10 protein-coding genes are annotated in these 13,171 nt (G+C 61.9%); 9 read left to right on the plus strand and 1 reads right to left on the minus strand.

The genetic code is table 11. The annotated features are described in order from the left end of the window. The first annotated feature begins 81 nt into the window (after positions 1-81). Positions 82-1,239 (plus strand): efflux RND transporter periplasmic adaptor subunit, encoded by a 1,158-nt coding sequence (locus tag PMA3_RS15805; RefSeq protein ID WP_064678044.1) that lies wholly within the window; start codon positions 82-84, stop codon positions 1,237-1,239. A 15-nt stretch (positions 1,240-1,254) separates the two neighbouring features. Beyond that, positions 1,255-4,368 carry an efflux RND transporter permease subunit gene (locus PMA3_RS15810; protein WP_064678045.1) on the plus strand — a complete coding sequence of 1,038 codons (3,114 nt, stop codon included), beginning with the start codon at positions 1,255-1,257 and terminating at the stop codon, positions 4,366-4,368. Here the strand turns inward: PMA3_RS15810 and PMA3_RS15815 are convergent. Continuing rightward, a complete protein-coding gene (locus tag PMA3_RS15815; RefSeq protein WP_082930343.1) occupies positions 4,363-6,039 on the minus strand; it encodes a fibronectin type III domain-containing protein in 1,677 nt (558 codons plus the stop codon). The genes PMA3_RS15810 and PMA3_RS15815 overlap by 6 nt on opposite strands. Positions 6,040-6,263: 224 nt before the next feature. Here PMA3_RS15815 and PMA3_RS15820 point away from each other — a divergent pair, with 224 nt between their 5' ends. The 7 genes from PMA3_RS15820 to PMA3_RS15850 all read left to right on the plus strand — a co-directional run bounded on the left by PMA3_RS15820 (position 6,264) and on the right by PMA3_RS15850 (position 13,159). Further along, positions 6,264-6,905: a DUF1345 domain-containing protein gene (locus PMA3_RS15820; protein WP_064678047.1), complete on the plus strand. Its 642-nt coding sequence runs from the start codon at positions 6,264-6,266 to the stop codon at positions 6,903-6,905. A 76-nt stretch (positions 6,906-6,981) separates the two neighbouring features. Then, positions 6,982-7,851, plus strand: a complete 870-nt coding sequence (locus PMA3_RS15825; protein ID WP_064678048.1) for an AraC family transcriptional regulator — start codon at positions 6,982-6,984, stop codon at positions 7,849-7,851. A 21-nt stretch (positions 7,852-7,872) separates the two neighbouring features. Further along, positions 7,873-8,481: a LysE family translocator gene (locus tag PMA3_RS15830; RefSeq protein ID WP_064678049.1), complete on the plus strand. Its 609-nt coding sequence runs from the start codon at positions 7,873-7,875 to the stop codon at positions 8,479-8,481. Positions 8,482-8,736: 255 nt separating this feature from the next. Further along, a complete protein-coding gene (locus PMA3_RS15835) occupies positions 8,737-9,762 on the plus strand; it encodes a LacI family DNA-binding transcriptional regulator (RefSeq protein ID WP_064678050.1) in 1,026 nt (341 codons plus the stop codon). Between the two features lie 200 nt (positions 9,763-9,962). Beyond that, positions 9,963-10,745 carry a sugar phosphate isomerase/epimerase family protein gene (locus tag PMA3_RS15840; protein ID WP_064678051.1) on the plus strand — a complete coding sequence of 261 codons (783 nt, stop codon included), beginning with the start codon at positions 9,963-9,965 and terminating at the stop codon, positions 10,743-10,745. Then, complete coding sequence (locus tag PMA3_RS15845) at positions 10,738-11,814, plus strand: sugar kinase (RefSeq protein ID WP_064678052.1); 1,077 nt, start codon at positions 10,738-10,740, stop codon at positions 11,812-11,814. Before PMA3_RS15840 ends, PMA3_RS15845 begins: the two co-directional genes overlap by 8 nt. A 46-nt stretch (positions 11,815-11,860) precedes the next feature. Next, positions 11,861-13,159, plus strand: coding sequence for an MFS transporter (locus tag PMA3_RS15850; RefSeq protein WP_064678053.1), 1,299 nt, complete (start codon positions 11,861-11,863; stop codon positions 13,157-13,159). Positions 13,160-13,171 lie beyond the last annotated feature (12 nt).

The following is a 13,171-nucleotide window of genomic DNA, read 5'->3' on the forward strand; positions in this document are numbered from 1 at the left end:
TTTCACACAGCACCTACAAAGCTTAACCGATACCTTCCCCGCCTCCCCGTAGGATGGCGGGGTCATTATTGGGGTATTTACATGTCAAACAACCTGCTTGCCAGGCTCAGCCTGATCGCACTGGCCTTGACGCTGAGCGCTTGCGACAAGGCCCCGACTGCCGAAGAGCAGGCGCCACTGGCCACGGTTCGTATCGAAACCCTATCGACCCGGCCACTGTCGATCAGCAGCGAACTGAGCGGGCGCATTGCCGCGCCGCGCATCGCCGAAGTCCGCGCCCGGGTGGCCGGCGTGGTGCTGCAACGGACCTTCCGTGAAGGCAGCGACGTGAAACAGGGCGACGTGCTGTTTCGCATCGACCCGGCACCGTTCAAGGCTGACCTGGACAGCGCCGAGGCCGCGTTGCGCAAGGCCGAGGCCAATGCCTTCCAGGCGCGCTTGCAAGAGCAGCGCTATGCCCAGTTGATCGAAGGCAATGCCATCAGCGGCCAGGACTACGACAACGCCCGGGCGGCGGTACGCCAAACAGCCGCCGACGTCGCCGCCAACCAGGCCGCGGTGCAGCGGGCGAAACTGAACCTGGGTTACGCCACCGTCACCGCGCCGATTTCCGGGCGCATCGGCCGCGCGCTGGTCACCGAAGGCGCGCTGGTCGGGCAGAACGAAACCACGCCGCTGGCCTTGATCCAGCAGTTGAACCCGATTCACGCCGACCTCACCCAGTCGACCCGTGAACTCAACGAACTGCGCCGCGCCTTCCGATCCGGTCAATTGCAGCAGGTAGGCCAGGGCCAGGCCAAGGCCACGCTGATCCAGGACGACGGCAGCCTCTATCCGTTGCCGGGCAAGTTGCTGTTCACCGACATCACGGTCGACCCGGGCACCGGCCAGATCATCCTGCGCAGCGAGTTCCCCAACCCGGACCTCGATTTGCTGCCGGGCAGTTTCGTTCGCGTGCGACTGGAACAAGCGGTCAATGAGCAGGGTATCAGCGTGCCGCAACGGGCCATTCAGCGCGACAGCGCCGGCATCCCCCAGGTGCTGTTGCTCGACGCCGAACAACGGGTCGGCCAACAGCAGGTGGAACTGGGCCCCGTGCAGAACGATCGCTGGATCGTCACCGGCGGCCTCAAGGCCGGCGACCGCATCGTCGTCGAAGGCCTGCAACACGCCAAGCCCGGCGAGAAAGTGCAGATCGACGACTCCCCTCTTCCCCTTGCCCAGGCTTCTGGTCAGTAAGCAGGACGCTTTTTTATGCCGCAGTTCTTTATCGATCGCCCGGTGTTCGCCTGGGTGGTCGCCCTGTTCATTCTGCTGGCCGGTGCCTTGGCCATTACACAGTTGCCGGTGGCGCAGTACCCCGACGTCGCCCCGCCGCAGATCGAAATCTATGCCGTGTACCCGGGCGCGTCGGCGCAGACCGTGGACGAGAGTGTGGTCAGCCTGATCGAGGAAGAGCTCAACGGCGCCGATCACCTGCTGTATTTCGAGTCGCAAAGCAGCCTCGGCAGCGCGACGATCAAGGCCACTTTTCAGCCGGGCACCAATCCGGAGATGGCCCAGGTCGATGTGCAGAACCGCCTGAAAGTCGTCGAATCGCGCCTGCCGCAGGCGGTCACCCAGCAGGGTTTGCAGGTTGAGAAAGTCTCGGCCGGTTTCCTGCTGCTGATCACCCTGACCTCCAGCGACGGCAAACTCGACGAGGTGGCGCTCAGCGATTACCTGGCGCGCAACGTGATGAACGAGATCAAGCGCCTGGACGGCGTCGGCAAGGCCCAGTTGTACGGCGCGGAACGGGCGATGCGGATCTGGATCGACCCGCGCAAACTCATCGGATTCAACCTGACCCCGGCCGACGTCAACGCCGCCATCGTCGCGCAGAACGCCCAGGTCTCGGCTGGCAGCATTGGCGACTTGCCGACCCGCAGCACCCAGGAAATCACCGCGACCATCCTGGTCAAAGGTCAGTTGTCGACCCCGGAGGAGTTCGCCGACATCGTGCTCAAGGCCAACCCCGACGGTTCCACCGTGCGCATCGGCGACGTGGCGCGGGTCGAGATCGGCAGTCAGGAATATCAGTTCGGCACCCGCCTGAACGGCAAGCCATCGACTGCGGTCAGCGTGCAATTGGCCCCCGGCGCTAATGCCCTGAGCACCGCGACCCTGGTGCGGGCGAAGATGGATGAACTGGCGCGCTACTTCCCCTCCAATGTGGAATACAAGATCCCGTACGACACCTCGCCTTTCGTCAAGGTATCGATCACCAAGGTGGTCTACACCCTGATCGAGGCAATGGTGCTGGTGTTTGCGGTGATGTTCCTGTTCCTGCAAAACATCCGCTACACGCTGATTCCGACCCTGGTGGTGCCGGTGGCGCTGATGGGGACCTTCGCCACCATGTTGGCCCTGGGTTTCTCGATCAACGTGCTGACCATGTTCGGCATGGTGCTGGCTATCGGCATCCTGGTCGACGACGCGATTGTGGTGGTGGAAAACGTCGAACGGATCATGGTCAGCGAAGGCCTGTCGCCCAAGGAAGCGACGCGCAAGGCGATGCAGCAGATCACCGGCGCGATCATCGGCATCACCCTGGTGCTGGTGGCGGTGTTCATTCCCATGGCGTTCATGCAGGGCTCGGTCGGGGTGATCTACCGGCAGTTCTCCTTGTCGATGGCCACCTCGATCCTGTTCTCCGCGTTCCTCGCCCTGACCTTGACCCCGGCACTGTGCGCAACCTTGCTCAAGCCGATCGCGAAAGGCGAGCATCATGAAAAACGTGGGTTCTTCGGCTGGTTCAACCGGCGTTTTGAACAATTGACCGTGCGCTATCAGGGCTGGGTTGCCTATGCGTTGAAGCGCACGGGCCGCTACCTGTTGATCTACGGCGTGCTGTTGATCGGCCTGGGTATTTGCTTCAGTCGCCTGCCCTCCTCGTTCCTGCCGGTGGAAGACCAGGGCTACACCATCACCGACGTGCAACTGCCGCCGGGCGCGAGCAAGAACCGCACGGTGCAGGTGGTCGAACAGATCGAAGCGCACAACGCCACTGAACCCGGGGTTGGCGACAGCACGGTGATCCTTGGCTTCAGTTTTTCCGGCAGCGGCCAGAACGCGGCGCTGGCGTTCACCACGCTCAAGGATTGGTCCGATCGCGGCAGCGACGACTCGGCCAGTTCGATAGCCGACCGCGCCAATATCGCCCTCAGCCAGATCAAGGACGCCGTGGCCTTCGCCGTCCTGCCGCCACCCGTGGACGGTCTCGGCACCTCCAGCGGTTTCGAGTTCCGCCTGCAGGATCGGGGCGGCCTCGGCCATGCCACGCTGATGCAGGCGCGCACCGAGCTGCTCGAGGCCGCCGAGAAAAGCCCGATCCTGATGAACGTCCGCGAAAGCGCCCTGGCCGAAGCGCCGCAAGTGCAACTGATCGTGGACCGTAAACAGGCGAACGCGCTGGGCGTCTCGTTTGCCGACATTGGCAGCGTGCTGTCCACCGCCGTCGGGTCGGCCTACATCAACGACTTCCCCAACCAAGGGCGGATGCAACGGGTGGTGGTCCAGGCCGAAGGCGATCAACGCAGTCAGGTCGCCGATCTGCTGAAGATCCATGTACGCAACAGTAGCGGGAACATGGTGCCGTTGTCGGCCTTTGTCCAGGCCAATTGGACCCAGGGCCCGGCGCAGTTGACCCGTTACAACGGCTACCCGGCGATCAGCATTTCCGGCGAACCGAAACCCGGCCACAGCACTGGTGAAGCCATGGCCGAAATCGAACGACTGGTGGCGCAAGGGCCCGCAGGCCTGGGCCAGGAATGGACCGGCCTGTCGCTGCAGGAACGCCTGTCCGGCAGTCAGGCGCCGATCCTGCTCGGGTTGTCGCTGTTGATTGTGTTCCTGTGCCTGGCGGCACTGTACGAAAGCTGGTCGATCCCGACCTCTGTGTTGCTGGTGGTGCCGCTCGGGGTGCTCGGTGCGGTCCTGGCCGTGACCCTGCGCGGGATGCCCAACGACGTGTTCTTCAAGGTCGGGCTGATCACCATCATCGGCTTGTCGGCAAAAAACGCGATCCTGATCATCGAGTTCGCCAAGAGCCTGTACGACGAAGGCCACGACCTGATCGACGCCACGCTCCAGGCCGCCGGCTTGCGCCTGCGGCCGATCGTCATGACGTCGCTCGCCTTCATCCTCGGTGTAGTGCCGCTGGCGCTTGCCACCGGAGCCAGCTCGGCGAGCCAGCAAGCCATCGGCACCGGGGTGATCGGCGGGATGATCACCGCAACGTTGGCGGTGGTGTTTGTACCTGTGTTTTTTGTGGTGGTGATGAAACGCGTACGCAAGCGACCATCACAACACCACGAATCCGGATCATGATCCCGATAAATTGATTAAAGCCGGGATCGAACAATTTCCAGCAGCATCCCTGGCACGCACCTCGAATACTTCGGCGATGCCATGCGTCAAACCGGTGACCGGGTAGCGGGTTCGGCGGTCCTGGCTCACCGGCTCCCAGGCTCCCCCATTGCGGCGGATTTCATAACCGGTCACATCTACATTGTCATCAGAGGGATGCCAGCTCAGCCTTGCATTTCCCTCTGTCAGTGCCATGGACTGCAGCCCTCGCGGCGATGTGGGGGGCACTCGATCATGGGTCACTACACTGATCGACGCCGGTAATGCCGGGACGGGCCCTTCAGGTCTACGGGGCTGGACTTTGAACAGATATTCCTTCTCGGGGGTCAACCCCGTGGCGATGAATTCGAGCGCCGTGGTTCGTACCGGTTCTCGACCCGGGCAGGTGATTTCATAGTCAATCAAATAGGAGTGATCCTCAGGCCTGTCCCACTTCACCCACGCCTCGCAGAAGGTTCGACCAGGCGTGCGCAGGTTGCGCGGTTGCGTCCTGTCGGGACCGATCGTGATCGAGGTGCGTGAGGGCTCCGAGTGGCCACTGGCATTGAAGGCACGAACTTCGATGAAGTATCGGGCGTCAGGGACAAGATATTTGATGCCAGCCGTTAAATGTTCAGTGGTCAGCGTGTCGATGACTTCGGGATATTTATCTTCCAGGCCATAGGTCAATTCATAGCCGGGTTCCTTGGGGGTTCCCGCCCAACTGACAGCCACCCTGTCGTAGGTGACGATCAGGTGCAAAACACCTGGATGCGAGGGTATGGGGGGGCCGTCCAGGGTCTTTTCCGTGATGGTTGCGGGCAAGGAGTCGCCATTGGTATTGGCGGCACTCACTTCGATAAAGTACGACGTATTTTTACTCAGGCCTGTCAACTCATGGTTCGGGTTGCTCGTCACCAGGGTCTGAGGGGCACCGCCAGGCTCGACACGATAGTGGACGACATATTCGATAGCCCCCGGGGACGGGGACCATGTCAGATTCATCTTGCTGCTGCCTGGGGTTACGTGCAGGTCCGCTGGCGGCGCGGGCACCTGCAATGTCTGTTTAACGATGCGGGCTGGAGCCGAATCACCGTTGCTGTTGGACGAGCGAACATCAATGTAATAGTTGGTATTAGACAGCAGCCCAACGATCGTACAGGCAGGGTCAAGCGAGGTGGTATCAGTCGCCGGACCACTGGGCGCAACGCCGTAACTGATCTTGTAGCAAGTCACATTGGCGGGACCGGACCACGTCAATGCCATGCTATCCCTGGTTGGCACAGCGTTCAGATTCGTCGGGGCGGCAGGCGGAGAAGTGGCCAGGCTGGTCGCTGCCTCCACCCACATGGGAGATGACGCTTCCTCGGTGTTGATGCCATAGACGTGGATGTAATATCGGGTCCCGGGAGCAAGCCCGGTGATCTCGAATTTCTTTTGAGGCAACGGCAAGTCTATTTGGTCGATGAAGTTGTCCTCCGACCGTTCGCGCCCCCATTTCACCCGGGTTCCGGTTTGCCCTCCACCAGCACCATAGCCCCAGCTGATTTTCACGGACGACTCTGAAGTGCTCGTCACGACCAGACCTGCCGGTGAACTGAGTCGTGACGATCCGGAAGAGTGGGACGTTGATAACAGAGAATGTCTTTTCACTTGTGTTCATCCTGAAACATTGCCAACGAAGGTGGCGATGCTTGCATTAAAGTCGTTCGCGCCGGCAACGCCACTAACAGACCTGTTAGTGGCGCGGCGCTAGCTTTATGCCAATGCCCGGCATCACTCCTCGTCAGATCAAAAGATCGCAGCCTTCGGCAGTGCCTACAAAACCCCGGTGACCTGGTCTATGGTGGGAGCAATCCTGCTTGCCGTGAGCTCACATGCCCTACCTCGCCCGCACCCACCCACGCCTGTCCGCCGCCGCCACGCTCGGCATCGCGGTAGGCATTCTCGCTCCTGCCGATTCGATCATCAGCAAAATCCTTTTCGGCTGGAATGCCGGGGTCTGGACGTACCTGATCCTGATGGTTTGGCTCACCGTGCGGGCCAAAGCGCCGGACGTGAAGCGCATTGCCGAGGTCGAAGATGAGAACGCCGGGCTGGTGCTATTTGTGGTGTGCAGCGCTGCGATTGCGAGCCTGGCGACCATCGCCTTCGAACTGGCCGGCAGCCGGGACCTGGAAACGACCCGCAAGATGCTGCACTACGGCTTTACTGCGTTGACCGTGATCGGGTCCTGGCTGCTGATCGGGGTCATTTTCAGCGTGCATTATGCTCGGCTGTTCTACACCTGGGACGGCAAGGACCCGGCGCTGCGTTTTGCTGAAGGCCTGACAACGCCCAATTACTGGGACTTCCTGTACTTCTCGTTCACCATCGGGGTAGCCGTGCAGACCTCGGATGTCGGTGTAGCGACACGGGATTTGCGCAAGATCGTGCTGGCGCAGTCGTTGATCGGCTTCCTGTTCAATACCGCCATTCTCGGCTTCTCGATCAACATCGCGGCAGGCCTGTTCAACTGACTCGTGCACAAACGTTCTAGGCATCGACCACGATTCCGGCGCTAAATAGGCCGGCAATCCGTCCCACAGGTGCAGCATGCCCCCTCACAACTGGATCGACCTGGCCCAGGACGCCGACACCGGCATCGAGACGCTGCGCGCGCATTTCGAGGGCCACGCCTACGACCCGCACTGGCATGACAGCTATCTGGTGGGCGTCACCGAGCAAGGGGTCCAGCAGTTCAACTGTCGGCGGGCCAGGCATCAAAGTACGCCGGGCAAGGTGTTTCTGCTCGAACCGGGCGACATCCACGATGGCGAAGCGCCGACCGAGGACGGTTTCACCTACCGCATGCTGTACCTCGATCCGCAGTGGCTCACACGTGAACTCAGTGCAGTATTCGACAATGCTCCCGATAATAGTCAGTTGAGTTTCGCCAATACCCTGACCACCGACGTGCGTCTGGCCCACGCCACCAGCCTGGCGTTTCAAGCACTGCATCAGGGTGAGCTCAAGATCGTGCGCCAGACCGCTCTCGACGGTTTGCTCGAACGTCTCACCCGCCATTTGCACTGGCGGGCTGGTTATGGCGACGATCCGCGCCTGCCGTCGGTGGCGAAGAAGGCGCGGGAGTACCTGCACGCCAATGCTCAATACGACATCGGCCTCGACCAAGTGGCCGCAGCAACGGGCGTCGATCGATTCCGCCTGACCCGCGCCTTCAAGGCCGCCTACGGCATGGCCCCTCACGCTTATCTGGTGCAGTTGCGCCTGGCCACGGCCCGTCGGATGCTGGCCCGTGGCGAGCAACCGGCCACGGTGGCCATGGCGTTGGGGTTTGCCGACCAGAGCCACCTGGGGCGCTGGTTCGTGCGCGCCTACGGCCTGACGCCCGCGCTGTATCGCAAGCGCTGCTCAAATCTTCCAGACAGCCAAGCTCGGGAGCGTGAAGATCGGGTTCAATGATCTTCACCGGAGTTGCCCGCGATGTTGCCTTCTTTCCCGACGTTTTTGCCGTTCCTGCTATTTGCTTTCGTGGCGTCGATCACACCCGGCCCGACCAACATCCTGGCGTTGAGCAACAGCGCTCGATATGGATTGGCGGCCGCCGTGCCGATCATCTTCGGTGCCTGTGCCAGTGCCGCGACCATTGTGCTGCTGGTCGGCACCGGTGCCGGTTCATCGCTGACCACGCTACCCGTCGTTCAAACCGCAATGCAGTGGACAGGCGTGGCCTGGCTGAGTTTTTTGGCGTGGCAGATTTTCAGCGCTCCCGCCGAGGCCCTTGTCACTGAACAGTCCACTGCCCGCCTGGGGCTGGTGGGCGCAGCCAGCCTGCAATTGATCAACCCGAAAACCTGGATGATGGCGCTGGCTGTTGTGAGCGTGTTCGCCGGAAGCGGCGAGCAGCGCCTTGGTCACGTGCTGTATTTGTCCCTGGCTTTTTTCCTGATATCCCTGCCATGCCTCGGCGTCTGGGCATTGCTCGGCGCGGGCTCGACGCGGTGGTTGCGCTCGCCGCGAGCGATGCAGCGTTTCAACCGCTGCATGGCCCTGTTGCTGCTGGGATCGGCCTGGTTGAGTGTGTTGGCCTGAAGCCGCCTTCGCTGCGGTACGGCAAGCCGACAAACCAGCGCCTACCGCGTCAACGCCCCCCCCTTGTAGGAGCCGGCTTGCTGGCGAAGGCGTCCGCATGGCCACTACAAGGCTGACTGCCACCCGTCGGCATTTTTTGCTCCTCGATCAATCAGGCACTTGACGGCGGATTCGTTTTTAGTGTCTTCTGAAACCGGTTTCAGCGCTGTCTCACACAGCACAAAACTTATAAATCCAATAATAAGGTTTCAGACCGTGAACGATTTCTCCGCCGCCCAGCGCAGCCGCGTGACCATGCTCGATGTGGCCGAACACGCCAAGGTCTCCAAGGCCAGCGTCTCGCGCTTCATCGGCGATGACCGCGCCCTGCTCTCCGAGGCGATTGCCTTGCGCATCGAGCAGGCGATTGCCGAATTGGGCTACCGCCCGAACCAGATGGCCCGCGGCCTGAAACGCGGCCGCACCCGCCTGATCGGCATGCTGGTGGCCGATATCCGCAACCCTTATTCGATTGCCGTGATGCACGGGGTGGAAACCGCCTGCCGTCGACACGGCTACAGCCTGGTGGTGTGCAACACCGACCGCGATGACGAGCAGGAACGCCAGCACCTGGCCCTGCTGCGCTCCTACAACATCGAAGGCCTGATCGTGAACACCCTCGGCCACCATCGCGATGAATTGCGCGAGTTGCACCGGGAAATGCCGCTGGTGCTGGTGGACCGTAAGGTCGAGCAGCTCGACAGCGATCTGGTCGGGCTGGACAACCCGGCGGCGGTCGAGATGGCCCTCGCCCATCTTGAAGCACAGGGTTACCGAGATGTGCTGCTGGTCACCGAACCTTATGACGGCACCAGCTCGCGAATCGAGCGGGTCAGCAGTTTCAAGGCGCAGATTGCCCTGCGTCCGGCGCTTTGCGGCACCCTCATCGAAACCGGCAGCGAACTGACTGCCCAGCTGAAAACCTTCCTTGATTCGCCTGGTCCCGGCCCGAAAGCACTGTTCTGCGCGAACGGTATTGCAGCGCTGGCCAGCACCCATGCCTTGCGGGAGTTGCACTGCAATCTGTTCGAGGATGTCGGCCTGATCGCCCTCGATGACCTGGATTGGTACCCGCTGGTGGGCAGCGGCATCACTGCCCTCGCCCAGCCCACGGCGGAGATTGGTGCCAGTGCGTTTGAGTGTTTGCTCAAGCGTTTGCGAGGAGATGACGGGCCGGTGCGGACGGTGGATTTTTCAGCGCGGTTGATTGCAAGAGGTTCAACCCTTGGAAATTCTCGGTGAATGTTCCGGCCTCTTCGCGGGCAAGCCCGCTCCCACAGTGAGCTATGTCGTACACCAATCTGTGTCCACCGAAGATCCCTGTGGGAGCGGCGGTGCGGCGATCCGACTTGCCCGCGAAGAGGCCCTGAAAAACACTGCAAGACTCACTTAGCCCATTCTTCTTCGAACAAAAATGAAACCGGTTTCAGAGGTCAATAACAATGAATAAGCCACCCGTCTCCATCAGCCTGTCCAGTTACGGCGCCGACCTGGTACGCCAGCGCGGCCAGGGCAGTTTCATCGACATCCTGGCCGCCGCCGGCGCTACGCGCATCGAATGGCGCGAAGAACTGCTGACCGCAGAAGACCCGAGACAACTGGCCGACGCCACCCGTGCCCAAGGCCTGGAAAGTGTGTATTCCTCGCCAATGGAACTGTGGCTCGCAGGCCAGTCGAAGCCCAATCCGGAGCTGATCATCGCCCTGCAACGCGCCCATGCGTTCGGTGCCAGATGGCTGAAGGTTTCCCTGGGCTATTTCACCGACACCTGCGACCTCCAGGCCCTGAATCAGGTCCTTGGCAAAAGCACCGTGCAACTGCTGGTGGAAAACGACCAGACCCTGCACGGTGGGCGCATCGAACCCTTCCAGCGTTTTTTCGCCGCCGTCGAGCAACACCACCTGCCCATCAAGATGACCTTCGACATCGGCAACTGGCACTGGCAGGACCAGTCGGCCGCCAACGCCGCGCGGTTGCTCGGTCGTCACGTCGGCTATGTGCATTGCAAAGCCGTGTCGCGCCGCGCCGACGGCAAACTGGTCGCCCTGCCACCCACCGCCAGTGACCTGCACCTGTGGGAACAACTGCTGCGGCACATGACCCAAGGCGTGATGCGGGCGGCGGAATATCCGCTGCAAGGCGAAGACCTGCTGCAACTGACCACCGAACACGTCGCCGCACTCGCCCGCCTCGGCCAACCCCGCCTGGAGAATGCGCATGTCTGAGTTCGATATTCTCTCGTTTGGCGAAACCATGGCAATGTTCGTCGCCGAACAGAACGGCGAGCTGGCCGAGGTCGGTCATTTCCACAAACGCATTGCCGGCGCCGACAACAACGTCGCCATCGGCCTGTCGCGGCTAGGGTTCAAGGTGGCGTGGTTGAGCCGGGTCGGCGCCGATTCCCTGGGCCGCTTCGTCATCGACACCCTGGAGAAGGAGGGCCTGGACTGCAGCAACGTTGCCATCGACGCTGCACACCCGACCGGTTTTCAGCTCAAGTCCCGCACTGACGACGGCGGCGATCCTGTGGTCGAGTACTTCCGGCGCGGTTCGGCGGCGAGTCATCTGTCGCCAGCGTCGATCGTGCCCGAATTGCTCGAGGCGCGGCATTTGCACGCCACCGGCATTCCCCCGGCGCTGTCTGCCACGGCGAGGGAAATGTCCTTCGAATTGATGACCCGCATGCGCGAGGCCGGGCGTAGCGTGTCGTTCGACCCGAACCTGCGCCCGAGCCTGTGGGCCAGTTCGCAACAGATGATCACTGAAATCAACCGCCTCGCCGCCCTGGCCCATTGGGTGCTGCCGGGGTTGAGCGAAGGCCGGCTGCTGACCGGTTTCGAGGATCCCGCCGACATCGCGGCGTTTTATCTGGACCAGGGTGCCGAAGCCGTCGCGATCAAGCTCGGATCGCATGGGGCGTACTACCGCACCCATCAGGATCAGGGATTTGTCGCCGGCGTACCGGTGCAAACCGTGGTCGACACCGTCGGTGCCGGCGACGGGTTTGCCGTCGGGATGATCAGCGCATTGCTGGAAAACTACAGCTTCGCCGATGCGGTGAAGCGCGCCAACTGGATTGGCAGCCGTGCGGTGCAGAGTCGGGGGGATATGGAGGGGTTGCCTACTCGGCTTGAGATGTCTGCCGAGTTTGAGGCCGCCATCGCGGGCAAGCCCGCTCCCACAGGGGGTTGTGGTGGACCACAGATTTATGATCGTCACGCAAATCCTGTGGGACCGGCGGTGCGGCGATCCGACTTGCCCGCGATGAGGTCCGCACAGTCACTGAACATCTAAAACCGTTACCTGCTGCGACAAAAACAACAAGCTCAGGAGCACCACCATGAAAACCGCAACCCTCGCCGCCCGCCGCTGGTGGTACATCATGCCCATCGTGTTCATCACCTACAGCCTGGCGTACCTCGACCGCGCCAACTACGGATTCGCCGCCGCCTCCGGCATGGCGGCGGACCTGATGATCACACCGGGCCTGTCATCGATGCTCGGCGCCCTGTTCTTCCTCGGCTACTTTTTCTTCCAGGTGCCGGGGGCGATCTACGCGCAGAAACACAGCGTGAAAAAGCTGATCTTCGTCAGCCTGATTCTCTGGGGCAGCCTGGCCACCTTGACCGGGATTGTCTCCAACGCCTATTGGCTGATCGTCATCCGCTTCATGCTCGGCGTGGTCGAAGCCGCGGTCATGCCGGCGATGCTGGTGTACCTGTGCCACTGGTTCACCCGCGCGGAACGCTCGCGCGCCAATACCTTCCTGATCCTCGGCAACCCGGTGACCATGCTCTGGATGTCAGTGGTGTCGGGCTATCTGGTGCAGCATTACAGCTGGCGCTGGATGTTCATCATCGAAGGCTTGCCGGCAGTGCTCTGGGCGTTTATCTGGTGGCGCCTGGCCGATGACCGTCCGGCCCAGGCCAAGTGGCTCAGCGACCAGGAAAAACACGACCTGGAAAGCGCCCTGGCCGCCGAACAAGTGGGCATCAAGGCGGTGAAAAACTACGCCGAAGCCTTCCGCTCGCCCACCGTGATCATCCTGGCCCTGCAGTTTTTCTGCTGGAGCATTGGCGTCTACGGCTTCGTGCTGTGGCTGCCGTCGATCCTCAAGGCCGGTGCGCAAATGGACATGATCGAAGCGGGTTGGCTCTCGGCGCTGCCGTACCTGGCCGCCGTCATCGGCATGCTGCTGGTGTCCTGGGGGTCGGACAAATTGCAAAAACGTAAACGCTTCGTGTGGCCGCCGCTGTTGATCGCTTCGATTGCCTTCTACGGTTCCTACGCCCTGGGCGCCGAACACTTCTGGTGGTCCTACACCTTGCTGGTGATTGCCGGCGCTTGCATGTACGCGCCTTACGGGCCGTTTTTCGCCATCGTCCCGGAGATCCTTCCGGCCAACGTGGCGGGCGGCGCCATGGCGTTGATCAACAGCATGGGCGCCCTCGGTTCGTTCGGCGGTTCCTATCTGGTCGGCTACCTGAACAGCTCCACCGGGTCGCCCGGCGCGTCGTATCTGTTGATGAGCGGCGCACTGATGCTGTCGGTGGTGTTGACGATGTGCCTCAAGCCCGGCGCCAGCGACCGGGCCGTGACCCAGGTTGCCGCGCAACGGCCAGTGGCTACTCACCCTTGAATTGATGTTGAG

The organism is Pseudomonas silesiensis, assembly GCF_001661075.1.
Taxonomy (GTDB): domain Bacteria; phylum Pseudomonadota; class Gammaproteobacteria; order Pseudomonadales; family Pseudomonadaceae; genus Aquipseudomonas; species Aquipseudomonas silesiensis.